This is a genomic window from Pseudoxanthomonas sp. G3, assembly GCF_057654715.1.
This window is the reverse complement of sequence record NZ_CM172805.1, coordinates 3,759,687-3,783,498: the sequence shown is the minus strand read 5'-3', so window position 1 is coordinate 3,783,498 and position 23,812 is coordinate 3,759,687. Positions and strand designations below refer to the sequence as shown.

The 23,812-nt window shown below is 67.8% G+C and carries 23 protein-coding genes; 10 read left to right on the top strand and 13 right to left on the bottom strand.

Annotated elements, in window-relative coordinates; genetic code table 11:
* The first annotated feature begins 20 nt into the window (after window positions 1–20).
* Entirely contained in the window at window positions 21–1,319 is a 1,299-nt protein-coding gene (locus tag AC23D6_RS18185) for a DUF58 domain-containing protein (protein ID WP_487750605.1), read from the top strand.
* Between the two features lie 61 nt (window positions 1,320–1,380).
* On the opposite strand, the gene AC23D6_RS18180 is transcribed toward AC23D6_RS18185, so the two are convergent.
* Both AC23D6_RS18180 and aroE read right to left on the bottom strand, forming a co-directional pair.
* The gene (locus AC23D6_RS18180) at window positions 1,381–1,734 is read right to left on the bottom strand and encodes a hypothetical protein (RefSeq protein WP_487750604.1); all 354 of its coding nucleotides are present in this window, start codon (window positions 1,732–1,734) and stop codon (window positions 1,381–1,383) included.
* A 57-nt stretch (window positions 1,735–1,791) separates the two neighbouring features.
* Complete coding sequence (aroE, locus tag AC23D6_RS18175; protein ID WP_487750603.1) at window positions 1,792–2,640, bottom strand: shikimate dehydrogenase; 849 nt, start codon at window positions 2,638–2,640, stop codon at window positions 1,792–1,794.
* A 353-nt stretch (window positions 2,641–2,993) separates the two neighbouring features.
* Here aroE and AC23D6_RS18170 point away from each other — a divergent pair, with 353 nt between their 5' ends.
* Window positions 2,994–3,719 (top strand): outer membrane beta-barrel protein, encoded by a 726-nt coding sequence (locus tag AC23D6_RS18170; RefSeq protein ID WP_487750602.1) that lies wholly within the window; start codon window positions 2,994–2,996, stop codon window positions 3,717–3,719.
* A 55-nt stretch (window positions 3,720–3,774) separates the two neighbouring features.
* Here AC23D6_RS18170 and hemB read toward each other — a convergent pair whose 3' ends face one another.
* The 3 genes from hemB to AC23D6_RS18155 form a co-directional block, all read right to left on the bottom strand.
* Window positions 3,775–4,764: a porphobilinogen synthase gene (hemB, locus tag AC23D6_RS18165; protein ID WP_487750601.1), complete on the bottom strand. Its 990-nt coding sequence runs from the start codon at window positions 4,762–4,764 to the stop codon at window positions 3,775–3,777.
* 97 nt (window positions 4,765–4,861) lie between these two features.
* The gene (locus AC23D6_RS18160; protein WP_487750600.1) at window positions 4,862–5,110 is read right to left on the bottom strand and encodes a hypothetical protein; all 249 of its coding nucleotides are present in this window, start codon (window positions 5,108–5,110) and stop codon (window positions 4,862–4,864) included.
* Window positions 5,111–5,182: 72 nt separating this feature from the next.
* Window positions 5,183–6,202, bottom strand: coding sequence for a chorismate transformation FkbO/Hyg5 family protein (locus tag AC23D6_RS18155; RefSeq protein WP_487750599.1), 1,020 nt, complete (start codon window positions 6,200–6,202; stop codon window positions 5,183–5,185).
* Between the two features lie 132 nt (window positions 6,203–6,334).
* On the opposite strand from AC23D6_RS18155, the gene AC23D6_RS18150 reads away from it, so the two are divergent.
* Both AC23D6_RS18150 and AC23D6_RS18145 read left to right on the top strand, forming a co-directional pair.
* The gene (locus AC23D6_RS18150; RefSeq protein WP_487750598.1) at window positions 6,335–6,796 is read left to right on the top strand and encodes a hypothetical protein; all 462 of its coding nucleotides are present in this window, start codon (window positions 6,335–6,337) and stop codon (window positions 6,794–6,796) included.
* Between the two features lie 10 nt (window positions 6,797–6,806).
* Window positions 6,807–7,298 (top strand): hypothetical protein, encoded by a 492-nt coding sequence (locus AC23D6_RS18145; protein ID WP_487750597.1) that lies wholly within the window; start codon window positions 6,807–6,809, stop codon window positions 7,296–7,298.
* Here AC23D6_RS18145 and AC23D6_RS18140 read toward each other — a convergent pair.
* The 4 genes from AC23D6_RS18140 to AC23D6_RS18125 form a co-directional block, all read right to left on the bottom strand.
* Complete coding sequence (locus tag AC23D6_RS18140; protein ID WP_487750596.1) at window positions 7,214–7,906, bottom strand: transglutaminase-like domain-containing protein; 693 nt, start codon at window positions 7,904–7,906, stop codon at window positions 7,214–7,216. The two genes, AC23D6_RS18145 and AC23D6_RS18140, sit on opposite strands and share 85 nt — an antisense overlap.
* A 185-nt stretch (window positions 7,907–8,091) precedes the next feature.
* Window positions 8,092–8,532, bottom strand: a complete 441-nt coding sequence (locus AC23D6_RS18135) for a cytochrome c oxidase assembly factor Coa1 family protein (protein ID WP_487750595.1) — start codon at window positions 8,530–8,532, stop codon at window positions 8,092–8,094.
* A 32-nt stretch (window positions 8,533–8,564) separates the two neighbouring features.
* On the bottom strand, window positions 8,565–10,841 hold the full coding sequence (locus AC23D6_RS18130) for a S9 family peptidase (protein ID WP_487750594.1): 2,277 nt from the start codon (window positions 10,839–10,841) through the stop codon (window positions 8,565–8,567).
* 60 nt (window positions 10,842–10,901) lie between these two features.
* Window positions 10,902–11,618: a glutathione binding-like protein gene (locus AC23D6_RS18125; RefSeq protein WP_487750593.1), complete on the bottom strand. Its 717-nt coding sequence runs from the start codon at window positions 11,616–11,618 to the stop codon at window positions 10,902–10,904.
* A 108-nt stretch (window positions 11,619–11,726) separates the two neighbouring features.
* Between AC23D6_RS18125 and AC23D6_RS18120 the strand changes: the two genes are divergently transcribed.
* The 4 genes from AC23D6_RS18120 (at window position 11,727) to AC23D6_RS18105 (ending at window position 15,644) form a co-directional block, all read left to right on the top strand.
* Window positions 11,727–12,368, top strand: a complete 642-nt coding sequence (locus tag AC23D6_RS18120; RefSeq protein ID WP_487750592.1) for a TIGR00645 family protein — start codon at window positions 11,727–11,729, stop codon at window positions 12,366–12,368.
* Window positions 12,369–12,372: 4 nt separating this feature from the next.
* On the top strand, window positions 12,373–12,876 hold the full coding sequence (locus AC23D6_RS18115) for a GNAT family N-acetyltransferase (protein WP_487750591.1): 504 nt from the start codon (window positions 12,373–12,375) through the stop codon (window positions 12,874–12,876).
* Window positions 12,877–12,924: 48 nt separating this feature from the next.
* Window positions 12,925–15,117: a DNA helicase II gene (uvrD, locus tag AC23D6_RS18110; protein WP_487750590.1), complete on the top strand. Its 2,193-nt coding sequence runs from the start codon at window positions 12,925–12,927 to the stop codon at window positions 15,115–15,117.
* Window positions 15,118–15,197: 80 nt separating this feature from the next.
* Window positions 15,198–15,644 (top strand): universal stress protein, encoded by a 447-nt coding sequence (locus AC23D6_RS18105; RefSeq protein ID WP_487750589.1) that lies wholly within the window; start codon window positions 15,198–15,200, stop codon window positions 15,642–15,644.
* Between the two features lie 10 nt (window positions 15,645–15,654).
* Here AC23D6_RS18105 and AC23D6_RS18100 read toward each other — a convergent pair whose 3' ends face one another.
* The gene (locus AC23D6_RS18100) at window positions 15,655–15,963 is read right to left on the bottom strand and encodes a DUF2782 domain-containing protein (protein ID WP_487750588.1); all 309 of its coding nucleotides are present in this window, start codon (window positions 15,961–15,963) and stop codon (window positions 15,655–15,657) included.
* A 93-nt stretch (window positions 15,964–16,056) separates the two neighbouring features.
* Here AC23D6_RS18100 and polA point away from each other — a divergent pair, with 93 nt between their 5' ends.
* A complete protein-coding gene (polA, locus tag AC23D6_RS18095; protein WP_487750587.1) occupies window positions 16,057–18,822 on the top strand; it encodes a DNA polymerase I in 2,766 nt (921 codons plus the stop codon).
* Window positions 18,823–19,190: 368 nt separating this feature from the next.
* A complete protein-coding gene (locus AC23D6_RS18090) occupies window positions 19,191–19,688 on the top strand; it encodes a DUF421 domain-containing protein (protein ID WP_487750586.1) in 498 nt (165 codons plus the stop codon).
* Window positions 19,689–19,819: 131 nt separating this feature from the next.
* Here AC23D6_RS18090 and hemF read toward each other — a convergent pair whose 3' ends face one another.
* From hemF to AC23D6_RS18075, 3 genes are read right to left on the bottom strand one after another with little or no spacing between them, the layout of a single operon-like run.
* The gene (gene hemF / locus AC23D6_RS18085) at window positions 19,820–20,749 is read right to left on the bottom strand and encodes an oxygen-dependent coproporphyrinogen oxidase (protein ID WP_487750585.1); all 930 of its coding nucleotides are present in this window, start codon (window positions 20,747–20,749) and stop codon (window positions 19,820–19,822) included.
* 10 nt (window positions 20,750–20,759) lie between these two features.
* Window positions 20,760–21,329: a hypothetical protein gene (locus AC23D6_RS18080; RefSeq protein ID WP_487750584.1), complete on the bottom strand. Its 570-nt coding sequence runs from the start codon at window positions 21,327–21,329 to the stop codon at window positions 20,760–20,762.
* A 3-nt stretch (window positions 21,330–21,332) separates the two neighbouring features.
* Window positions 21,333–23,675, bottom strand: a complete 2,343-nt coding sequence (locus AC23D6_RS18075; protein WP_487752678.1) for a S9 family peptidase — start codon at window positions 23,673–23,675, stop codon at window positions 21,333–21,335.
* Between the last annotated feature and the right edge of the window lie 137 nt (window positions 23,676–23,812).

Sequence of the window (23,812 nt, the reverse complement as noted above, 5' to 3'; positions counted from 1 at the left end):
GCCGCGGCGGGATCGCGCGCGTGAGGCCTGCCCCGCTTCTGATCCTGCTGCTCTCCGTATGGGGTCTGGCCGGGCTTGCTGTGCCGTTCCTGGCCTGGCCGCTGTGGCAGTGGCAGCTGGTGGGCGCGGCGATCGCGGTGGTGGCCGTGCTCGACGGTGCGTGGCTGCACCGGCGGCCCACGCCCGAAGTGGTGCGCGAAGTGCCGGAGGCCTTGCCGCTGGGGATCGAGCGCGAGGTCGCCCTGCAGCTGGAATCGCGGGTGCGGCAGCGGGTGGAGGTGTTCGATCTGCATCCCGGCGGGTGGACGTCCTCGGGCCTGCCGCGTCGCCTGCAGCTGGCGGCGCTCTCGGCCACGCGCTTTACTTATCGCCTTCAGCCCGCCGCACGCGGCGATGCCGTGTTCGAAGGCGTGCACCTGCGGCTGCGTTCGCGCTTGTGGCTGTGGCGGCAGGCACGCGTGGCCGGCGTGCCGCAGCGCGTGCGTGTCTACCCGAACTTCGCCCCGCTGACGCGCTTCGCGCTGTTCAGTGCGGAACAGGCCTCGCGTCTGGTCGGCGCGCACCTGAAGCGGCGCCGCGGCGAAGGCACCGACTTCCACCAGATGCGCGAATACCGCGTCGGCGACAGCCTGCGCCAGATCGACTGGAAGGCGACGGCGCGCTCGCGCAAACTGATCTCGCGGGAATACCAGGACGAGAAGAACCAGCAGCTGGTGATGCTGATCGACACCGGCCGCCGGATGATGGCGCGCGAGGATGCGCTGGGCCACTTCGACCATGTGCTCAACGCCTCGCTGGTGGTGTCCTACCTGGCCCTGCGGCAGGGCGATGGCGTGGGGTTGCTCGCGACCGGCGGTGACCGCCGCTGGGTGGCGCCGCAGCGCGGCATGGGCGCCATCGACACGTTGCTGCGCGCCAGCTACGACCTGCAGCCGCGCGCCGTCGCCACGGATTACCTGGCGGCGGCGACCGAGCTGAGCCTGCGCCAGCGCCGCCGCGCGCTGGTGATGCTGGTGACCAACGTGCGCGATGAGGACATCGAGGATCTGCTGGCGGCCGTGCGCTTGCTGCAGCGTCGGCACCTGGTCTGCGTGGCCAGCCTGCGCGAAACCTCATTGGACGACGCGCTCGGACATGAAGTGCGCGACCTGCAGGGCGCGATCCATGCCGGTGCCGTCGCCCGCTACCTGGAACAGCGCACCGCCGCGCACGAAGCCTTGCGCAGCCATCGCGTGATGGTGCTGGACGTGACCACCGACGAGCTGCCGGGCGCGCTGGTGGAGCGCTACCTGGCGGTGAAGCGGGACGGCGTGCTGTAGCGGCGCGCGCCAGTAACGGGGGCTGGCGCCTGCGGGTGCGCGCGGAGCGTGTGGCCGCGCCCTAGGCAGCGGCGCGGGTCGCCTGCATCGCCTTGCTGGCGCCCCAGGCCAGCATCACCAGGCCGGCGGCGGATACCACGCCGAGCAGCATGCCAACCGCACCGAACAGCGATATCATCCCGCTGATCGACGCATAACCGTCGGCAGTGCTGTTGATCAGCCACGCCTGCCAGGTACTCATCGCGGCGCGCAGCACCGTGGCGATCAGCATCACCACGGTACCGGCCAGCGCGAGCGACCTGCCCGGCGCCGCCGGCGCCCACATCGCCAGCATCGCGACACCGGCCACGCAGGCCAGCAGTTCGGGCAATTGGTAGCCCAGCATCGTCAATAGTTGGGTGAGAAATCCGTCCATGCGTCGTCCCGATTGGAGTGCGATCTAGGTAATCCGGCCACCGCCATGGCGTGACGCTCAATCCGCCGTCACCAGCACCTTGTCCTTGTCGCGCAGCGCCGCGTAAACCGCGTCGGTCTCCGGGCGCACGCCGTGCCAGTGTTCGAAGGCCTCGGCGGCCTGCTCGACCAGCATGCCCAGGCCGTCGACCGCGTCGTGGCAGCCGGCGGCGCGCGCCCAGGCGAGGAACGGGATCGCCGCTTCGCCATAGTTGAGGTCGACCGCCAGCGTGCGCGGCGTGGCCAGGCCGAAGGGCAAGGTGAACTCGCCCTGGTCCTGCCGTGCGGCCGAGGTCGCATTGATGATCAGCGAGAAATCGCCGAGGTTGCGCAGGTCGTCCCAGTAGCGCGAGTGCGTGCGGTCCGGCTCGCCGAGCGCGTCGGCCAGCGCATCGGCACGCTCCGGTGTGCGGTTGACGATGATCAACTCGCTGACGCCCGCATCCAGCAGGGCCGGCGCCACGCCGCGCGCCGCGCCGCCCGCGCCGATCATCACCGCGCGTCGTGCGCGCAGGTCCAGACCATGACGGCCGGTCAGGTCGCGCACCAGCCCCGCGCCGTCGGTGTTGTCGCCATGCCACTGGCCATCGTTGCGGGTCAGCGTGTTGACCGCGCCGGCGCGGCGCGCGCGGTCGGTCGCTTGGGCGCAGATCGCGAAGGCGGCTTCCTTCAGCGGCAGGGTGACGTTCGCCCCTGCGCCGCCTTCGCCGGCAAAGCGGTCCAGCGTGGCGACGAAGTCGTGCGGCGCGGTGTCGATGGCCGTGTACTCCAGCGCGATGCCGACCTGCCGCGCGAACGCCGCATGGATGCGGGGCGATAGCGAGTGGGCGACGGGATGGCCGAATACGGCGTAGCGATGGCTGGACATGGCGCAGGACCCCGTCGGGAGGAAGGATGGTTGCCGCAGCGCCTTCGGTCCGCCGCTGCTGCTTCGACCCGAGTCTACCGCGCACGGACGGCGGCTTGACAGGCGATGCCAGTGGCCTTCACTGTGCCGCCGCCGAAACGGGGCGCCAGGGATCAAGGCGACAGGCAGGCCGGGCTGGGGAGTCGGGCCGCCATCCATCGAAACCTGCTGCTGCGAGAACACCTGCCGACCGCCTGCGGATCGGTTCGGACGCTCGCATGCGCGCCTTCGTCAGGCTGCAATCGCACCACGACTCCGCCCCGCCGGTACCGCAAGGACGCGGGGATCTCACCATGACCGAAAGGGGAAACTCGATGAAACCGTTGTTCCGTTGCCTGCCCTTCGCGCTGTTAGCTTTCGCGTTCCACGCCCAGGCGCAGTCCGTCTCGCCTGCCTACGATGCCTTCCGCAAGAAGGAGACCCCGGCCCCCGCACCCGCCCAGCCGACGGCCGCGCCAACGCAGGCCGTTGCCGCACCGCCGGCCCCCGCACCGGTCGTGGCACCGGCACCCTACGTAGCACCGGCTGCACCGCCGGCGCGTGAGCAGGACCACGGTGGCTTCTTCGTGGGCGCGCAGATCGGCCAGGGCTGGATCTACGAAGACGTCGAGCAGGACGCCATCGCCGTGAGCGCGGGCTACCGCTGGCAGGCGGGGCCTTGGGCGCAGGTCGGTGTCGAACTGTCGGGCGGTCGGCTGGATGAAACGACCGATGGCGGCTATCGCTTCCCGAAGGCGACGTACAAGGCCGTGGGCGCCAACGCGCGCATGAACTTCGGCGAAAGCCCGTGGTTCGCCGTGGTCCGCGGTGGCTACTTCGATGCGGAGCAGGACTTCCCCGGTGGCGGTGATTTCTCCACCGACGGCGGCTACGCGGGTCTGGCCATCGGTGTGGACATCAACCGCCACTTCAACGTCAGCCTGGGCTACACCGCGTTCGTCTACGCGGACGAGTACTACTACGACGACTGCGATGACTACAGCGATTGCGAGTTCAACCGTGCCGACACGGTGATGCTGGGGCTGGAAGCCCGCTTCTGAGGCAGAAACGGAAACGGGAGCCGCAGGGCTCCCGTTTGTTTATGAGCAATTACGCTCAGGCGTTGCGCAGCCAGCGCGCCGCGTCCAATGCGAAATAAGTCAGCACACCGTCGGCGCCGGCGCGCTTGAACGCGGTCAGGGCTTCCAGTGCGCAGGCCTTCTCATCCAGCCAACCGTTGGCGGCCGCGGCCTTGATCATCGCGTACTCGCCGCTGACCTGGTACGCGAACGTCGGCACGCCGAATTCGTCCTTCACCCGGCGGATCACGTCCAAATACGGCAGGCCGGGCTTCACCATCACCATGTCGGCGCCTTCGTCCAGGTCCAGCGCAATCTCGTGCAGGGCTTCGTTCGAGTTCGCCGGATCCATCTGGTAGGTGAACTTGTTTCCCTTGCCCAGGTTGCCGGCGCTGCCCACCGCACTGCGGAACGGGCCGTAGAACGCGCTGGCGTACTTGGCCGCGTACGACATGATGCGGGTGTTGATGAAGCCGGCCTTCTCCAGCGCCTCGCGGATCGCGCCGATGCGGCCGTCCATCATGTCGCTGGGCGAGAGGATGTCCACGCCGGCGGCGGCGTGCGCCAGCGATTGCTTGACCAGCGCCTCGATCGTCTCGTCGTTGAGGATGTAGCCGGCGTCGTCGATCAGCCCGTCCTGGCCGTGCGTGGTGTACGGGTCCAGCGCCTGGTCGCTCATCACGCCCAGCTCGGGGAAGCGCGCCTTCAAGGCGCGGATCGCGCGCGGGATGAGGCCGTCCTCGTCCCACGCGATGCGGCCGTCGGCGGTCTTGGCCGACGGATCCGGCACGCCGAACAGGTCCAGCACCGGCACGCCCAGTTCCAGCGCTTCCTCGCCCACGCGCAACAGCTCGTCGATCGAGAGCCGCTCCACGCCCGGCATCGACGCCACCGGCACCCGGCCCTTCTCCTCGTGCACGAACACGGGGTAGATCAGGTCGTTGGTGGTCAGCACGTTCTCGCGCATCAGGCGGCGGGAGAACTCGTCGCGGCGCATGCGGCGCGGGCGGGTGTAGGGATAGGCCATCACGGGCTCCTGGCAGAGCGCCGCATGATACGCCCGTCGGGCGGGAGCCGGCCTGCGACCGGCGGTCGCAGCGTGGAACGCTGCGTCCGGGCGGGAATCAGAGGACGCCGCCGCCCAGCGAGAGGCGGACGATGCCCACGATGATGACGATGCCGTTGAGCACCAGGCCGGCCTTCGCGCGGCCGCGTTTTTCGGTACGGGTGAACAGGATGCCGATGGCGGCGATGATCGCGCCGACAGCGGCGAAGGGAATCACCAGCCAGTTCGCGGCCCCCAGCAGCGGAATGAGGGCGAGGATCATCAGGATCATCGCCACGATGCCCCACAGCAGGCTGATCAGTCCCATCGATGCGTCCTTCCGGCACGGCCCGCGATGCGGCGCCTCATGCCTGCACTATGCGGATGTCGCTGCGGCGCTTCAAGCGCCGACGCCGTGCATGCCTTCGATCTCTACCAGCAGTTCGCGGCGGCAGACATCGGCGTGCAGCATCAGCCACGGCACGCGGGTGCCCAGGCGTGCCTCAAGTTGCGCGGCGACGGCGTCGGCATCCGTCGCATCGCGCACATAGACTTTCAGCCGCGAGCTCCCGTCCAGGTGCGGCGACAGCATCGGTGCGCGTTCGCGCGCCGCGCCCAGCAGGCTGTCGAGGTTGGTCAGCGTTTCGTCCAGCTGCGCACGCAGCGAGTCGGCGTGCTGCGAGGCATGTCCCACGATGCTGGCCGTGCCCGACAGCAGCAGCGGCACGTGGGGCGACGGCGGCAGCAGGGCACGGGCGAAGCTCGGCGATTGCGGGCCGTATTCGCGCGGATAGCGGTAAGCGCTCACCTGGCGCGGATTTTCCAGCGGCACGCCGGGTTCACGCGCGGCCAGCCAGTACACCTGCAGCACGCGGCGACCGTCGCGGCTGCCGATGGCGGTCGCCGCGGGCAGCGTGCGCGTGTCCACGTTGCCCAGGCCCTGCACGCGACCCACGCAGAACTGCCGGTAGCGCTCGCTGTCGCCGTCGCCCAGGGTGATGGCGTCGAAGTAGTTCCAGATGCGCAGCAGGTGCGGATAACCGCTGTCACGCCAGAACGCCATCAGGGCGGCGTACGCATGCGCGCTGGCATGGAGGATGCCGCCGTCCGGTTCTTCCCACTCCAGCACACCGAACTGCAGCGCGCCGTCCTGGCTGTAGCGGATGGCGCCCTCGCGCCCGGTCGCTACCGGCCCGGTCGAGCGCCACACCTCGTACGGTGCCGCGGCTTCGCGCAAGGGCGATAGCGGCACGTGCAGGTAGCGGGGGTCGTCGATCGCCGACGTGGCCGGCGCCAGCGCGCCGAACCCGAAGACGGCCAGCGTTTCGGGCATGCCGAGCAGCGCCTGCGGGCCAGGGGCATGGATGTAATCGACCGCCAGCCGCTGCGGTGCGGGCGGGAGGTCGGGAGCGGAGCTCATCGTGCGGGAAACAGGCGCATGGTCAGAGTGAAATGATAACCCGCCGCCCCGTGACGCCACCTTGCAACGGGATATGCCAGTATTCAGGCGGTGCGGCGGAAGATCGCCGCAAGGCCACCGGGAGAAGCCGCCATGTCGTTCCGCATCGTCGCCATCGTGTTCGCCGCTGCGCTCATCGCCGGGTGTGCCGGCAGCTCCAAGGTCATGCTGGGCCAGGCGCGCGCGCCCATCGATCCCGCCCAGGTGCAGATCTACCGCACCGCGCCCGCCGGTGCGCAGGAGATCGCACAGCTGGAATCCAAGAGCGCGGTCGGCTTCGGTACCCAGGGGCAGACCGACGCCGCGGTGGCGCGCCTGAAGCGCGAAGCCGCCGCGCTCGGCGCCAACGGCGTCGTCCTGCTGGGCGTGGGCTCCAGCGGCTCGCCCGTCGGTATGTCCGTCGGCGCCGGCAGCTACGGCCGCCATTCCGGCGGCGGCCTGAGCATGGGCATCCCCACCACCCAGAAACAGGCGGCGGGCGTGGCGATCTACGTGCCCCCGGGCACGCCGGTGGACCCGTCCATCGTAGTGCCGGAGCCGGCGCCGAAACGCTGAGGCGGCCGCGATGGCGAAATTCCCCAGGATCGAAAGTCCTTGCCCGCTGCCTGCGGAGCAACAGCGCTGCGTCGCGGGCTTCTGCGGGCTTTGCGGCAAGTCGGTGCAGCGCCTGGATGACATGGATGATCGACAGCGCGCTGCGTGGATGAGCCAGGCAGCCGGCTCGGTCTGCGTGTCCTACCGCCTTCCCCGTCAGGCGATCGCCGGGCTGGCGGTAGCGGCGTTGTTCGCTGCGGCGCCCTCCATCGCAGGTGAGCCTGATGCCGTGACGAAACACGAAGCTCCGCTCGAGGATGTTTCAGACGCAAGCCCGGATGCTTCGCCGTTGACGATGCTCATCATGGTGGGTGGAATCGCTGAGCCAAGTGCGGCCGAATGGATCGATGACACCGGCCTGTCCGACCTCCCGCAGCGTCAGGTGGAAGGATCGCTCGAAGAGCGTGCCGAAGGGGCGCCACGCCTGGATGTGTCGGGGTCCGTGGAAGACACCGGCGCATAGGCATCCAGGATATGCAATCGTCGGATGCCTTCCAGCATCGGCGGCATGCCGGGCGGGTCGCCGTCGCCCACATGGAGCGCAATGTGACCCGCGTCGAACGTGCCTAGTCCAGCGTCGTAGCTGATCCATCGTCGGCCGTCCCAGGCCTGCACCCACATGTGTGGACTGAAGACGTGCGCCTGTCCGGTAAATCGGCTCGAGTACGCGATGCCGGAGACCACCCGCGTCGGAATCCCGCGGGCGCGCGCAAGGGCCGCCAACAGCACCGCGCTCTCCGTGCAGTCGCCTGATCGCGCTGTGAGCGCCTCGCTGGCGGTCAAGTACTCGCCAAATGAGATGCGGCCCGTCATGTGCTGGCGTACGGCGTTGGTTAGTGACTGCATCCTTGAATGCGTACTGCGGCCGCGCGAATGGGCCCGCGCGAAGGTACGGATCGAAGCGTTGTCGCTGTCCACGTAGGCATTGCCCATGCGGTAGCGCTTCAATGTGGCGGCGTCCGGATGCGATTCGTCGCCGCAGTCGCGGCAGATACGCACCAGCACGGTGTCGTTCGCGACCGCGACCTGCTGTTCGTGCGTGCGAGGCCAGGACCACGCGATGTCGTCCATGCGCAATCGATACTCGATGACGCCGTGTCGCGCTGCATTCGACAGCCTGTAGGGCGATGAGACCAAGAGCGGTTGCAACCAGGCCCGCGTGCCCGCACGTGCATCCGCCGTTCGCGCTTCCTGGGCGTGGGCGACCGCGGATAGGGCCCACGCCAATACGATTGCGATCGCGCGAAGGGTGTCCCTCAAGGCGCGGGTGCGGTGCTGGACGTGCCGCCCTCCAGCACGATCCGCTCGCCACCATCGACATTCACCGCCAGCGTCTCGTAACGCCATTCGCCGGCGTGCTTCTTGGCGACGACGAACAGCGTGCCGTCGGCCTTCGGGCCGTCCAGCGGGATGACCAGGTTGGCTTCGCCGTCGGGGCCGTTGCTGCTGAAGTTGCCCTGCACCAGCCAGCCGGCCTGGATGGGCGTGCCGAGCGCGGCCCCCACGGCGGGATCGGCCTGCGCCCTTTCCATCGCATGCTGGTACGGGCCAGAGGATTTCATTGCGCCGAAGACCAGCGCGAGGACCCCGAAGACGAAGGCGGCGAACAGGGCGAGCAGCAGCGCCGCCACGACCGGCACGCACCACTTCCAGTTGCGGCCTAGCCAAGTAGAAGTGGGCGGGGTCATCGAGGGCATGCGCGGGCTCCGGTCGTTCCCCCGTTGAACGCTTACGGCTTCAGGCAGCGGCCAAGGAAATCCTCGGTCAGGCGGTAGCGGTGCAACAGATCGCTCCCGCGCAGGCCGTGCTTGGCGCCGGGGTAGGTCATCAGTTCGAACGGCGTGCCGCGCTTCTGCAGCTCGCTCATCAACTTGGTGGAGTTGGTGAACAGTACGTTGTCATCGGCCATGCCGTGGATCAGCAGCAGCTTGTGGGCGCCGATGCCGTCCACGTGGGTGAACACGCTGGCTTCGCGGTAGCCCGCCTCGTTCGCCTTGGGCAGGTCCATGTAGCGCTCTGTGTAGTGGGTGTCGTAGAGCGCCCAGTCGGTGACCGGCGCGCCGGCCACGCCGCAGGCATAGGCTTCGTCGTGCTTGGCCAGCAGCATCAGCGTCATGTAGCCACCGTTGGACCAGCCGTACACGCCGATGCGCGCCGGATCGACGAAGGGCTGCGACTTCAGCCATTCGACGCCGCGCAGCTGGTCGTCCACCTCCACGGTGCCCTGCTTTCCGTATAACGCGCCACCGAAGGCCGCGCCCCGGCGCGGCGTGCCGCGGTTGTCCAGCGAGAAAACTACGTAGCCCTGCTGGGCGAGGTACTGGTTGAAAAAAGCATCGCTGCGGCCGGGCCAGGCGTTGGTGACCGTCTGCGCAGCAGGGCCGCCATAGACGAACACCACAACGGGATACTTCTTTCTGGGATCGAAGCCGGCGGGCGTGGTCAAGCTGTAGAACAAAGTGGTTTCGTCGTCGGCAGCGGTCAGGACCCCAAACAGCGGGGATTGGTGAGCATCGCGATACCGGGCATAAGGGTGGTCGGCCGCCTTCAGGTCGTTGACGAGCAGTGTGGCGATGCGCGAGCCATCCGCGCGATACAGCTCGATCTGCGGCGGTGTCGATCCGCTGGACCAGTCGTCGACGAAGACGCTGGCGTTGCGCGCGAACACCGCATTGTGGGTGCCGCTCTCGCGCGTAAGCGTGGTGATCTCGCCCCCTGCCAGCGGTACGGCATGCACATGCTTGTCCGTTGGCATCGAGAACGAGGGCGACAGCTCCTTCAGCTTCATGCCGGCAAGGAGAGTACTCATTCCTGCACTGAAATACGCCAGACCCTTCGTTTCATCGACGGCGAGCAATGCATCCACCGGCCACTCACCCTGCGTCAGCGCGGTCAGCTTCGAGCCGTCTTCCGATGCGATGTACAGATGCTCGAACCCGCTGCGTTCCGACGACCACAGGAAGCGGCCGTCCTTCAGGAAGCGCAGGTCGTTGTGCAGCGGCACCCAGGTCTTCGAGGTTTCGGTCACCAGCGTGCGCTGTTGGCCGGTCGCCAGCGTGGTCTCGATCAGCTCAAGCGTCTTCTGGTCGCGCGACTGGCGCTGGAAGGTCAGGCGCTGCGGATCGCGCCAGTCCACGCGGGCCAGGTAGATGTCCGGGTTCTTGCCCAGGTCGATCCAGCGCGGCGTGGCGCCGGCCTTCGGCGCGATCACGCCCAGCTGCACCCGCACGTTGTGGTCGCCGGCCGCGGGATAGCGCTGCTCCACCACGTCCGTGCGGTCGGGATAGACCTCGTAGCGCTTCTGCACCGGCACCGGGGTTTCATCGATGCGGGCAAAGGCGATCGCCGAATCGTCCGGCGCCCACCAGTAGCCGGTGTGGCGGTCCATTTCCTCGTCGGCCACGAACTCGGCCACGCCGTTGCCGATGGTGTCGCTGCCATCGCGGGTCAGCTGCACTTCCTTGCCGTCGGCCAGCGCGATGACCCACAGGTTGCGGTTGCGGATGAAGCTGACGTAGCCGCCCTTCGGCGAGAGCTTCGGATCGGTGGCGAAGCCGCCGCCGTTCGTCAGCTTGCGCACGGCGGCCTTGCCGCTCTTCGACAGGTCGTAGACGTACAGCTCGCCGCCGAGCGGGAACAGCAGCGCCTTGCCGTCGGGCGACCACTGGTAGTCGACGATGCCGGACAGCGCGGCGATGCGTTGGCGCTCGCGGCGCGCCTTTTCCTCGTCGCTCAGCACTTCCTCGCCCGGCAGCACCACCGAGGAGTCCACCAACAAACGCGTCTGCCCGCTGGCAACGTCGTACTCCCACAGGTCCAGCCGGTTGCGGTCGCTTTCCTTGCCGCGCAGGAAGGTCACCCGCGTGCCGTCCGGTGCGATCTGCGGCTTGGTCAGCGTGGGGCCCGACAGCGGTGCGCTGCCGGTGATGGCTTCCAGGGTGAGCTTTTCGGCGTGGGTTGGCAGGGCGGTGGCGACGGTCATCAGGGCGAACAGGGCAAGGCGCATGGGACTTCTCGGGCGGCAGGGCCGGTCAGTCCCGGATTATGACGCGAACGCCGCGGGTTCTCAGACCTTCGGCGCGCCCTGGCCGAACAGGTGCTTGCGTTCCTCATCGCTGAGGGGCTGGCCGGCGTTCGGATTCACCTGCGACTTCAACGCATACGCGCGTTGCACGGCCGGCCGCGCGGCGATCTCCGCGTACCAGCGCTGCAAGGCGGGATAGGGCGTCATGTCGAGCGGTGACTTCTCGTAGGCGTTGATCCACGGGTGCGTGGCCATGTCGGCGATGCTGTAGTCGTCGCCGGCGATGTAGGCGTGCTTCGCCAGCTGCGTGTCCAGCACGCCGAGCAGGCGCTGCACCTCGCGGGTGTAGCGGTCGATCGCGTAGGGGATCTTTTCCGGCGCGTAGACGGTGAAGTGGCCGTACTGTCCCGTCATCGGACCCAGCCCGGCCATCTGCCACATCAGCCACTGGTTCACCGCCACTTTCTGGCGCACATCCGCGCCGAAGAAGCGGCCGGTCTTGTTGGCCAAATACAGCAGGATGGCGCCGGACTCGAACACGCTGATCGGCTCACCGCCATCGGCGGGCGCGTGATCGATGATTGCCGGCATCTTGTTGTTCGGCGAGAACGCGAGATAGTCCGGCTTGAACTGGTCGCCCTTGCCGATATTGACCGGGAAGATGCGGTACTCGAGTTTCGCGCCGGCGTCCGCCAGCTCTTCGAGCATCAGCGTGATCTTGTGGCCGTTCGGCGTGGGCCAGTAGTACAGGTCGATCATGGCGGTTCCTCGCAGGGGAGAGCCGCAGTCTAGCGGCGGCGGTGGACTTGGCAGCGTCAAATTCGGCCGTTACCCTGCGCCATCCTTGGAAATCACTGTTCCCGGCCCATGTCGCAGCCCAGCAACGCCCGCCTCGGCTTCCTGCCCAACCTGATCTTCGCCTCGCGCTGGCTGCAGCTGCCGCTGTACCTGGGGTTGATCATCGCGCAGGGCGTCTATGTGTTCCTGTTCCTCAAGGAGCTCACGCACCTGGTGGTGGATGCGAACAGCCTGACCGAGCAGGGCATCATGCTGCTGGTGCTGGGTCTGATCGACGTGGTGATGATCTCGAACCTGCTGGTCATGGTGATCGTCGGCGGTTACGAGACCTTCGTGTCGCGCCTGCGCCTGGAAGGCCATCCGGACCAGCCGGAGTGGTTGAGCCACGTCAACGCGTCGGTGCTGAAGGTGAAGCTGGCGATGGCGATCATCGGCATCTCCTCGGTCCACCTGCTGAAGACCTTCATCGGCGCCGGCGAGTTGGGCCTGCCGCTGTGCGGCTCGCCGGACCACCTGGCCTCGCTGGATGCCGTCGCCAATGCGCTGAAGGCGGGCTACACCATGGCCGCCGCCAAGTGCACTTCGGTCACTACCACGGCGGTGATGTGGCAGACCATCATCCATGGCGCCTTCATCCTGTCGGCGATGGGCATCGCCTACACCGACAAGGTCATGAGTACCAGCGCGCCCTCCAAGCACGCTGCGCACTGACGCCATGGCGGCGGTCGCGCCCGTGATCCGCGATGCGGTCGAGGCCGACATCGACGCCATCGTCGCCCTGAACGCGGCGGAAGTCCGCCACACCAGCCCGATGGACGCGGACAGGACGCGCGCGCTGGCGGCGCTGTCCGCCTACCACCGTGTGGTCGTGCTCGAAGGCCGCGTCGTGGCCTTCCTGCTGGCCATGCGCGCCGGCGCCGACTACCGCAACGACAACTTCGGCTGGTTCGCCGCGCGCTATCCCGATTTCCTGTATGTGGACCGCATCGTCGTCGACGCCGCGGCGCAGGGGCTCCGGCTGGGCTCCGCGCTGTACGCGGACCTGTTCGCCTTCGCCCGCCGCCAGGGCATTGCGCGCGTGACCTGCGAGTTCAACGTGGTGCCGCCGAACGAGCCCTCGCGCCTGTTCCATGCCCGCCACGGCTTCGTCGAAGCGGGCCACCAGTGGCTTGATGGGGGCCGCAAGCAGGTTTCGATGCAGGTGGCCGAACTGGCCTGAACGGTGAGCGTCTCAGGGCGTGGACGCCACAGGCCGTAAAATGGGCACATGGATGTCTCCCACCTGCTCGACCACCTCAATCCGGCCCAGCGCGAGGCCGTCTCCGCCCCGCCGGGCCACTACCTCGTCCTCGCCGGTGCCGGTTCCGGCAAGACGCGCGTGCTGACGCACCGCATCGCGTGGCTGAACGAAGTGCACGGCGTGCCGGCGCACGGCATCCTCGCGGTGACCTTCACCAACAAGGCCGCCGGCGAGATGCGCGCGCGCGCCGACACGCAGCTGCGCACCGGCAGCCGCGGCATGTGGATCGGCACCTTCCACGGCCTGGCGCACCGTCTGCTGCGGCTGCACTGGCAGGAAGCGAAACTGCCGGAGACCTTCCAGGTCCTGGACAGCGACGACCAGCAGCGGCTGGTCAAGCGCGTGGTGCAGGCGATGGAACTGGACGAGGGCAAGTACCCGCCCAAGCAGCTCGCCTGGTGGATCAACGAGCAGAAGGACGAAGGCCGACGTCCCGAGCACATCCAGCCCGCGCCCAATGACGATTGGCTGGACGTGCGCCGGCAGGTCTACGCGGGTTACCAGGAACGCTGCGATCGCGCCGGCCTGGTGGATTTCGCCGAACTGCTGTTGCGTGCCCACGAGGTACTGCGCGACACGCCGGCGCTGCTGGCGCATTACCGGGCACGGTTCCGCCAGATCCTGGTGGACGAGTTCCAGGACACCAATGCCATCCAGTACGCGTTCGTGCGCGTGTTGGCCGGCGATACCGGGCAGGTGTTCGTGGTCGGCGACGACGACCAGAGCATCTACGGCTGGCGGGGTGCGAAAGTCGAGAACATGCAGCAGTTCCTGCGCGACTACCCCAGCGCGAAGACGATCCGCCTGGAGCAGAACTACCGCTCCAGCGCCAACATCCTGGGCGCCGCGAACGCAGTGATCGCGCACAACCCCGGCCGCATCGGCAAGCAGCTGTGGACCGATACCGGCGACGGCGAGCCGATCGACCTCTACGCGGCCTACAACGAGATGGACGAGGCGCGCTTCGTCGTCGAGCGCATCCGTCAGTGGGTGCGCGAAGGCGGCAGCCTGGGCGATGCCGCCATCCTGTACCGAAGCAACGCGCAGTCGCGGGCATTCGAAGAGGCGCTTCTCTCCGAACAACTGCCCTATCGCGTGTATGGCGGCATGCGGTTCTTCGAACGTGCGGAAATCAAGGACGCGCTGGCGTACCTGCGTCTGGTCGCCAATCGCGCCGATGACGCCGCGTTCGAGCGCGCGGTCAATACGCCGGCGCGCGGCATCGGCGAACGCACGCTGGACGAAGTGCGCCGCCTCGCGCGTGGCGCACGCGTGTCGTTGTGGGGCGCGGCGATGCTGGCCACGCAGGGCACGGAGCTGGCCGGGCGCGCGCGCAACGCGCTGGCCGCGTTCCTGTCGCTGGTGGAACAGCTGGCCGGCGAAACTGGCGAGATGGACCTGGCCGAACGCGTGGACCACGTGCTGGTCCGCTCCGGTCTGCGCGAGCATTGGGCGAAGGAGAGCCGCGGTGGGCTGGATTCCGAATCCCGCACCGAGAACCTGGATGAACTGGTATCGGTGGCCTCGCGCTTCGTGCGCCGCATCGACGACGACGAGACCACCGAAGGCATGAGCGAGCTGGTCGCCTTCCTGTCCTACGCGGCGCTGGAGGCCGGCGAGGGCCAGGTGGAGGCGGGCGAGGACGGCGTGCAACTGATGACGCTGCATTCGGCCAAGGGGCTGGAGTTCCCGCTGGTGTTCCTGGTGGGGCTGGAAGAGGGCCTGTTCCCCAGCAACCGCTCGCTGGACGAGAGCGGCCGGCTGGAGGAGGAGCGCCGCCTGGCCTACGTGGGCATCACCCGCGCGCGCCAGAAGCTCGTGCTGACGTTCGCGGAGGCGCGCCGGCTGCACGGACAGGACATGTACGGCATTCCGTCGCGGTTCCTGCGCGAGATCCCGGCCTCGCTGGTCAACGAGGTGCGCCCGCGCGTGCAGGTCAGCCGCGCGGCACCCGGATTCGCCAGCCGCGCGGTCGCAGGCCATGCCAGCCTGGAAACACCGGGGCTGAAGCTGGGCCAGACGGTCACCCATGCCAAGTTCGGGCCTGGCGTGGTCACCGACTACGAAGGCAGCGGGGCGCACGCGCGAGTCCAAGTGAACTTCGACAGCGAAGGCAGCAAGTGGCTGGTGTTGGCCTATGCGAACCTGCAGGCGGTCTAGCGCGCCCGATTGATCCAGATCACGGCGCACTAAGCCCGCCGGGCGTGTAATGGCCGCATCCCATCGTCATGAGGTGCGGCATGTACCGGCATATCCTGATCGCGACGGACGGCTCCGAGCTCGCCGGCAAGGGCGTGGAGCACGGCCTGGCACTGGCTTCGAAGCTGCAGGCGCGGGCTACCGTGCTGACCGTCAGCGAACCCATCAGCACCGGTTTCGACGATGCGCTCGGCTGGAGCGCGGTGGGTACGTCGATGCCGGAATTCCAGGCCGCCCGTGAAGAAGCCGCACGCAAGGTGCTGGCCGGTGCGTCCGCCCAAGCCGCTGGCATGGGAATGGACGCGGCCACCCTGCACGTGGCGGATCGTTACGCTGCCGAGGCCATCGTGGAGGCTGCGGAGCGCGAGGGCTGCGACCTCATCGTGATGGCATCGCACGGACGCCGCGCGCTGGGACGCCTGCTGCTGGGCAGCCAGACCAGTGAAGTACTGGCGCGCTGCGGCGTGCCGGTGCTGGTGATCCGCTGAGCGCGGGCCGTCACCAGCCGTAGAGCTTCCAGTACACCGGCGAGATGTCGCTGTTGTCCTTGCTCTTGTCCAGGCGGCCGTCGCCGTCGGAGTCGTAGAGGAAATAGGGCGCGCCGCGCGACGGCGTGACCTTGACCATGCGCAGGTTGCCGGCGACGCGGTATTCCTCGATGGTGTCGCCGTTCTTCTCCGTGCGCACGGCGACCTGGGCATTGGCGAGATCGACGCCGGGCGGCGCGCTGGCCCCACCGGTGGAGGCGCAGCCGGCCATGGCCAGCACGCAGGACAACAGCAGGGCGCGTTTCAGCGGGCGGGTCATGGGGGCATCCTGGCGGGGCTGTGGCCGGATTATGCGCCCAACGCGTGGTGCGCGCGTGACGCCGGCCCTGGAGGCGCGGCGTAGAATGCGGGCATGACACGACTCGTACTGATCGACGGCTCCAGCTACCTGTTCCGCGCCTTCCACGCGCTGCCTCCGCTCACCAACGCGCAGGGCGAGCCGACCGGCGCCCTCTTCGGCGTGGTGAACATGCTGCGTGCCACGCTGAAGGAGAAGCCCGACTACGTCGCCTTCGTGTTGGACGCCAGCGGGCCGACCTTCCGCGACGATCTGTATCCCGCGTACAAGGCCAACCGCCCGCCGATGCCGGACGAGTTGCGGGCACAGGTACAGCCGATGCGCCGCATCGTGGAGGCGCTGGGTTTTCCCTTGCTCTGCGTCGACGGCGTGGAAGCCGACGACGTGATCGGCACGCTCGCGCTGCAGGGTGCGGCGCAAGGCATGGACGTCACCATCTCCACCAGCGACAAGGACTTCGCCCAGCTGGTCCGCCCGGGCGTGGCGCTGGTCAACACGATGAGCGGCAGCCGGCTGGATTCAGCCGAGTCGGTGATGGAGAAGTTCGGCGTGCGGCCGGAGCAGATCGTCGATTTCCTCGCCCTGATGGGCGACGCCATCGACAACGTGCCTGGCGTGGAGAAGTGCGGACCCAAGACGGCGGCGAAGTGGCTGGCCGAGTACGGCACGCTGGATGCGATCATCGAGAAGGCCGGCGAGATCAAGGGCAAGATCGGCGACAACCTGCGTGCCGCGCTGCCGCGCCTGCCGCTGAACCGCACGCTGGTGACCATCAAGACCGACGTGGCGCTAGATGGCGGGCCGGACACGCTGCCGCTGCGCGAGCGCCATGTCGAGGAGCTGCGCGAGCTGTACGCGCGTTACGGCTTCAACCAGGCGTTGAAGGAGTTGGAAGGCGGTGCGTCCGATGCGACCGCCGTCGCGGAGAAAGAGCCGGGTCGTGCCCGGGGCACCGGGCGCGTGGCGGCCGCGTCGGTGGACGACGGGCCGGTGGATGCCGCGCTGAGCGTGGCCGGCGAGTACGCTGCCATCACCGAGCCCGCGCAGCTCGATGCGTTGGTCGCGCAGCTGCGCGCGTCCGAGGAGGTCGCGTTCGACACCGAGACCGATAGTCTCGATCCGATGCAGGCGAACCTGGTCGGCCTGAGCTTCGCGACCGAGACCGGCAAGGCTGTCTACGTGCCTGTAGGCCACGATTATCCGGGAGCGCCCGCCCAGCTCGATCGCGCCTTCGTGCTGGACGCGCTGGCGCCGGTGCTCGCCGATCCGGCCATGCGCAAGCTGGGCCAGCACGGCAAGTACGACCTGCACGTGCTGCGCCGCCATGGCGTGGACGTGCAGGGTTATGCCGACGACACGATGCTGGAAAGCTTCGTGCTCAACTCCGGCAGCAACCGCCATGACATGGACAGTCTGGCAAAGCGTTTCCTCGGTTACGACACGATCAAGTACGAAGACGTGGCGGGGAAGGGCGCGAAGCAGATCCCGTTCTCGCAGGTGGCCATCGACGACGCCACCCGTTATGCCGCGGAAGATGCCGACATCACCCTGCGCCTGCATCGTGCGATCGCGCCGAGGCTGGCCGCGGAGCCGGGCCTGGAGCGTGTGTACCGCGACATCGAAATGCCGCTGGTGCCGGTGCTGGCCCGCATCGAGGCCAACGGCGTGATGATCGACGGCGACGAACTGCGCCGGCAGAGCGCCGACCTGTCCAAGCGCATGCTGGCCGCGCAGCAGAAGGCGACGGAACTCGCCGGACGCACCTTCAACCTGGATTCGCCGAAGCAACTGCAGGCGCTGCTGTTCGACGAACTGAAGCTTCCGGTGCTGGTGAAGACGCCGACCGGCCAGCCCAGCACGAACGAAGAAGCACTGGAAGCCATCGCCGACCAGCACGAACTGCCGCGCGTGATCCTCGAGTACCGCGGCCTGGCCAAGCTGCGCAGCACCTACACCGACAAGCTTCCAGAGATGGTCAATCCGGACACCGGCCGCGTGCACACCAGCTACCACCAGGCCGGTGCCGCGACGGGACGGCTGTCCTCGACCGATCCCAACCTGCAGAACATTCCGATCCGCACCGAAGACGGACGCCGCATCCGCAAGGCGTTCGTCGCACCGCCGGGCCGCAAGCTGGTCGCCTGCGACTACTCGCAGATCGAGCTGCGCATCATGGCGCACCTGTCGCAGGATCCCGGCCTGGTGCGTGCGTTCGAGTCCGGCGCCGACATCCACAAGGCGACGGCGGCGGAAGTGTTCGGCAGGAAGCTGGAAGACGTCAACGGCAACGAGCGCCGCGCGGCGAAGGCGATCAACTTCGGATTGATGTACGGCATGAGCGCATTCGGCCTGGCGCGGCAGCTGGGCATCGGGCGCGGCGAGGCGCAGGACTACATCGCGCTGTACTTCAGCCGCTATCCCGGCGTGCGCGACTACATGGAACGCACGCGTCAGCAGGCGCGCGAGCATGGCTACGTCGAGACCGTGTTCGGCCGCCGCCTGTACCTGGAATACATCAACAAGGGCACCCAGGGGCAACGTGCAGGCGCCGAGCGCGCGGCGATCAATGCGCCGATGCAGGGCACGGCGGCGGACATCATCAAGCGCGCGATGATCGGCGTGGACGCCTGGCTGGCGGCGCACCGCGAGCAGGCGCTGATGATCCTGCAGGTGCATGACGAACTCGTGTTCGAGGCGGACGCGGACTTCGTGCCGACGTTGCTGGAGGAAGCGACGTCCCGCATGGCGGCGGCAGCGCAATTGAGCGTTCCGCTGGTGGTCGACAGTGGGGTCGGTGACAACTGGGAAGAGGCCCATTAGGCCCGCCTGAAAACGTTTTCCCTTGCGTAACAGAGGCTTGCGGAAAGTTCAGGGAAACCCTGTCAGGTATATTTGTATACCGACCAGTTCAATAAACTGAATTCCCCCTGAATCTTACGGTTTTTTAACCGGAATCTTCACGAACCATCCATGTGCGGAGTGGTCATATAGCTCGCGACAGATGCAACGTCTGTCGCTGATCTCTCCCATCCCCTGGAGCGATCTCCCCCGGAGCGACGACCCCTCCCCAGGTCCCGCTCCCCTGGCCCCGCCGATCTCCCCCTGGTCTGCGGGGCTTTTTATTGCCTGTCGTTTGCCCTTGGCTCCCTGCGCTACCGTGCGTGGAGTCCTTCGCCACCGGGTGACGCATGAGTGCGACCTTCTCTGACATGTTCCAACTGGCCATGCCGTGGTGGGCCTTCGTGCTCCGCGCGTGCGTCGTGTATTTCATCCTGCTGGGGATGATCCGCCTCTCGGGCAAGCGGACGATGGGGCAGTTCACCCCGTTCGACATGCTGCTGGTGGTGCTGCTCGGCAACGCGGTGCAGAACGCGCTGCTGGGCGAGGACACGTCCATCGGCGGCGGCCTGGTGCTGGCTGCGACGTTGATCGCGCTGAACTGGCTGGTCGGCCTGGTCTCTGCGCGCTCGCCGCGGGTGGAGCGCTGGGTGGAGGGCGCGCCCGTGCTGCTGGCGCGGGATGGTCAGGTCTACCGCGACGTTCTCCGGCGGGAGTTGATCAGCCACGAGGATTTCGAGAAGGCCATGCGCGAAGCCGGCTGCCTGGACATGGCGGACATCCAGTTGGCCGTGCTGGAGAACAACGGGCACATCACGCTGGTGGCGAGGCAAAAGCCGCCCCTGTAGGAGCGACGTCAGTCGCGACTGCACGCCGTACACGCACGTTGGCTCCACCCGTGCCGGAGAGATGGTCGAACTGAAGGTCCAGAAAGTTTGATTTCCGCGGTCGCGACTGACGTCGCTTCTACAGGAAGTCGTCAGGCGAGTTCGGCCAGCCAGTCGCGCGGTCGCAGGTAGTCGGACAGGCGCTGCTCGTCGCTGCCGTCCTCCGGCGTGAAGCCGTACTCCCAGCGGACCAGCGGTGGGAGGCTCATCAGGATCGACTCGGCGCGCCCGCCGCTCTGCAGGCCGAACAGCGTGCCGCGGTCGTAGACCAGGTTGAACTCGACGTAGCGGCCACGGCGATACAGCTGGAACTGTCGTTCGCGCTCGCCGTACGGCGCGTCCTTGCGGCGCGCGACAATGGGCAGGTACGCATCGAGGAAACCATCGCCGACGGCGCGCAGATAACCGAAGTCGCGCTCGAAATCCTCGCTCAGGTCGTCGAAGAACAGACCGCCCACGCCGCGCGTCTCATTGCGGTGCTTGAGGAAGAAGTAGTCGTCGCACCAGCGCTTGTGCGCGTCGTAGCGCGCCTGGCCGCCGAACGGCTCGCACAGGTCGCGCGCGGTACGGTGCCAGTGCCGGACATCCTCGTCGACCGGATAGAACGGGGTCAGGTCGAAGCCGCCACCGAACCACCATGCCACCGTTTCGCCGTCGCGTTCGGCGCGGAAATGGCGCACGTTCGCATGCGTGGTGGGCACGTGCGGATTGCGCGGGTGGAACACGAGGGACACGCCGACCGCGCGCCAAGACGCGCCGGCCAGTTCGGGGCGATGCGCGGACGCGGACGGCGGCAGGCGGTCGCCGGACACGTCGGAGAAGCCGATGCCGGCCTGCTCGAACACCGCGCCGTCGCGGAGGATGCGGGTGCGCCCGCCACCTCGGATAGGCGACGCGTCGCCTGGCACGCGGCTCCATGCGTCCTCACGGAACCTGGCGGTGCCGTCGGCTGTTTCGATGGCAGCGCAGATGCGGTCCTGCAGGTCGGTGAGGTAGTCGCGGACAGGCGTAATGTCGTTCATCCCGCGCATTCTACCGGGGCCGCTGCGTCCATCCGAATTCGGCACGCACGTTCGGCCGGCACAACTGCCACACGATCAGCGCATGCAGCATGCCGAACGCCACCGCCGTCGCCCACGCCAGGGCCAGCGACAACGAACGCAGCGTGGCCAGTTCGGCCAGCAGCGGCGCGGTATCCGGCGTCCGCGGCAAGCGGTCGACCCAGGCGAACAGCGCATCGATCACGGCGATGCCGGCGAAGTTGGCCAATGCGCCCAGCACCATGAAGCCGACGAAGCCCCACCAGCCCCACACGCGACGGCGCAGCAGGCCCACCGAGACCGCCAGGAAGGCGGCGCTGACCAGCAGGAAGCCGACGGCGATCGCGGTCAGGTGCGACAACACCCACACGAGACTCGCCGGTACCGACTGCGCCGCGACGAAGTCGATGAAGCGCGATACCTCCTCGCCCCGCAGGATGACCAGCGCCGCCAGCACCTGCAGCGCGGCGTAGAGCGTGGCGCCGACGCCCACGACGATCGACACCTTCGCCGTCACGGTGACGAAGGCGGCGCCGTTCGCGGTGGGCGACGGTACGGGCATGGCCTACTTCAGGTTCTGCTCGAACAGCTTCAGCACGCGCTTGTACTCGTCCAGCCACGAGTCCGAGCGCGTGAAGCCGTGCCGTTCCAGCGGATACGCCGCCAATTCCCAGTTGTCCTTCCGCAGTTCGATCAGCTTCTGCGTCAACACCACCGAGTCCTTGAAGAACACGTTGTCGTCGATCATGCCGTGCGCGATCAGCAGGTGGTCCTGCAGGCCGTCGGCGTATTCGATCGGCGAAGAAGTGCGGTAGGCCTGCGGATCCAGTTCGGGCGTATTGAGGATGTTGCTGGTGTACTCATGGTTGTATTGGGTCCAGTCGACCACCGGTCGCAGCGCGGCGCCGGCCTTGAACACGCCGGGTGCGCGGAACAACGCCATGAAGGTCATGAAGCCGCCATAGCTCCCACCGTAGATACCGGCGCGGTCACGGTCGCCCTGCTTCTGGGCGACCAGCCATTCCAGACCGTCCAGATAGTCCTCCAGCTCGGGATGGCCCATGTTGCGGTAGATGGCCGTGCGCCAGTCGCGGCCGTAGCCCTCGCTGGCACGGTAGTCGAGGTCGAGCACGATGTAGCCGCGATCCACCAGCAGCTGGTGGAACATCTGCTCGCGGAAGTAGTTGGGATAGCGCGCGGTGACGTTCTGCAGGTAGCCCGCGCCGTGCACGAACATGACGACGGGATAGCGCTTGCCGGCTTCCATCGTCTTCGGTCCGTAGTACTTGCCCCATACCACGCCGGCACCGTGCTTCGACGGCACCTGCACGTACTCGGGTTGGATCCATTCACGCGCCTTGAAGGCGGCCGTGCGGGTGTCTGTGAGCGGCTTCGCCTGGCCGCCGTCGATGCCGACGACCGACAACTGCGCCGGCGTGTAGCTGCGCGAATGGCGCACCAGCAGCTGGCGGCCGTCCGGCGACAGACTGAAGTCCTCCACGCCGTCCAGCGCAGTGACTTCCTTCAACTGGTTACTCGCCAGGTCGAGCTTGCAGACTTCGTAATCGCCCGGCCACGCGCGGTTGCACAGGAACAGGAAGCCGTTGCCGTCGGCGGTGACTTCCGCTGCGGACACTTCCCACTTGCCGGACGTACGCGCGCGAGGTTTTTCGTTACTGGAGGCGGTGTAAATGTGCGAGTAGCCGGACTCTTCCGAGAGCAGCCACAGCGTGCGGTTGTCGGGCAGCCAGCCGAACTGGTTGAAGCCCCAGTTGATCCATGCGTCGTCGGTCAGCCGGTGGCGCGGCTGCAGGCGCGCCGCCGGCAGGTCGACCGTGGCGATCCAACGGTCCTTGTTATCGACGGCATGCACCTGCACGGCGACCTGGGTGCCATCGTTCGTCCAAGCGATCGCATTGCCATCACTGTCGTTTTCCACGCGCACGTCGCGCGGCCCCTTCAGTGGCTCCTTGCCGGCCTGCTTGCGCAGCGCGGCCAGCGGGTCCTTGTCGATGCCGGGCAGAACGTCGAACGCGATGTCTTTGACGCTGCCGTCGGCCAGATCGACCCGCCAGAGGGTGTGCGGCACCGGTGCATTGCGGCCCACGCGCGTGCGGACCTCCTGGAATTCCTCGTAACCGGATTCGGTCACGTACTTCGGCATCTTGCCGGCTTGGCCGGCATCGGCGCCCTTCTTGCGGGTCACCACCAGCAGCCAGCGTCCGTTCGGCGAGAGCGAACTGCCTTCGATCTCCACCTCCGTGCCGAGGTAGATCGGCGCAGGCGCGCGGCTCGGGTCGGCCTTGCGCCAGGCTTCGGCCTGCTTCTGCGCCGCCTCGCGCTGCGCGCGGTCGTCGGCCAAGGTGCGGATCGTGCGCAGCTGTTGCTCGCGCAGCGCATCCGCCTTGGGCGGGGCCAGCGGATCGCGCTCGGCCTTCAGTTCGGCCACGGTGGCCACGCCGGTGCCGGCCGTCCAGCGGTACCACGTGGCGCCCGTGCGCCAGATCACCGCGCCGTCCTGGGCGAAGCGCGCCTGCTGTTCGGTGTCGTTGGTGCGCGTGACCTGGGTCAGCGCGCCACTGCGCAGATCGCGCACGAAGAGGTCACCATTGCGCGAAAGCAGCATGCGCTGGCGCGAGGCGTCGTAGACGGGGTTGATGGCATCCAGGCGTGCGCGCTGGTCATCGCCGACGCGGTGTGCCGCGGCCCCGTCGAGGGTCTGCTCGAAGGTATCGCGGACCACGCTACCGTCGCGCTTCAATTCGTACTGCACCTGCTTGCCGTCCCATGCCCACCACGCACGCTCGACCGGCGGACCGATCCAGTCCGGCTCGGCCATCACCTGCTCCAGTGTGAGCGGTGCGGGCGTCTGGGCATGCGCCATCGGCGCGAGCGCGAGCGGCAGCAGCAGGGCGAACAAGGCAGGGCGCATGGGAGGTCCGTTAGTGCGAGGTGAAGAGGCAAGATTACCAGCCCCTTCCTGTGCCTCCCGCCGCCGATCGTCATGCCCGCCGTGATCGCGATGCGGGTTTCGCGCATGGGGCA

Coding starts and splice junctions, on each gene's coding strand:
- AC23D6_RS18105 (WP_487750589.1), top strand. CDS start 15,198: ATGTACCGGCATATCCTGATCGCGACGGACGGCTCCGAGCTCGCCGGC.
- AC23D6_RS18115 (WP_487750591.1), top strand. CDS start 12,373: ATGGCGGCGGTCGCGCCCGTGATCCGCGATGCGGTCGAGGCCGACATC.
- AC23D6_RS18180 (WP_487750604.1), bottom strand. CDS start 1,734: ATGGACGGATTTCTCACCCAACTATTGACGATGCTGGGCTACCAATTG.
- AC23D6_RS18080 (WP_487750584.1), bottom strand. CDS start 21,329: ATGCCCGTACCGTCGCCCACCGCGAACGGCGCCGCCTTCGTCACCGTG.
- aroE (WP_487750603.1), bottom strand. CDS start 2,640: ATGTCCAGCCATCGCTACGCCGTATTCGGCCATCCCGTCGCCCACTCG.
- AC23D6_RS18090 (WP_487750586.1), top strand. CDS start 19,191: ATGAGTGCGACCTTCTCTGACATGTTCCAACTGGCCATGCCGTGGTGG.
- AC23D6_RS18135 (WP_487750595.1), bottom strand. CDS start 8,532: ATGCCCTCGATGACCCCGCCCACTTCTACTTGGCTAGGCCGCAACTGG.
- AC23D6_RS18100 (WP_487750588.1), bottom strand. CDS start 15,963: ATGACCCGCCCGCTGAAACGCGCCCTGCTGTTGTCCTGCGTGCTGGCC.
- AC23D6_RS18150 (WP_487750598.1), top strand. CDS start 6,335: ATGTCGTTCCGCATCGTCGCCATCGTGTTCGCCGCTGCGCTCATCGCC.
- AC23D6_RS18120 (WP_487750592.1), top strand. CDS start 11,727: ATGTCGCAGCCCAGCAACGCCCGCCTCGGCTTCCTGCCCAACCTGATC.
- uvrD (WP_487750590.1), top strand. CDS start 12,925: ATGGATGTCTCCCACCTGCTCGACCACCTCAATCCGGCCCAGCGCGAG.
- AC23D6_RS18155 (WP_487750599.1), bottom strand. CDS start 6,202: ATGAGCTCCGCTCCCGACCTCCCGCCCGCACCGCAGCGGCTGGCGGTC.
- AC23D6_RS18145 (WP_487750597.1), top strand. CDS start 6,807: ATGGCGAAATTCCCCAGGATCGAAAGTCCTTGCCCGCTGCCTGCGGAG.
- AC23D6_RS18170 (WP_487750602.1), top strand. CDS start 2,994: ATGAAACCGTTGTTCCGTTGCCTGCCCTTCGCGCTGTTAGCTTTCGCG.
- AC23D6_RS18125 (WP_487750593.1), bottom strand. CDS start 11,618: ATGATCGACCTGTACTACTGGCCCACGCCGAACGGCCACAAGATCACG.
- AC23D6_RS18130 (WP_487750594.1), bottom strand. CDS start 10,841: ATGCGCCTTGCCCTGTTCGCCCTGATGACCGTCGCCACCGCCCTGCCA.
- hemB (WP_487750601.1), bottom strand. CDS start 4,764: ATGGCCTATCCCTACACCCGCCCGCGCCGCATGCGCCGCGACGAGTTC.
- AC23D6_RS18140 (WP_487750596.1), bottom strand. CDS start 7,906: ATGGACGACATCGCGTGGTCCTGGCCTCGCACGCACGAACAGCAGGTC.
- hemF (WP_487750585.1), bottom strand. CDS start 20,749: ATGAACGACATTACGCCTGTCCGCGACTACCTCACCGACCTGCAGGAC.
- polA (WP_487750587.1), top strand. CDS start 16,057: ATGACACGACTCGTACTGATCGACGGCTCCAGCTACCTGTTCCGCGCC.
- AC23D6_RS18160 (WP_487750600.1), bottom strand. CDS start 5,110: ATGGGACTGATCAGCCTGCTGTGGGGCATCGTGGCGATGATCCTGATG.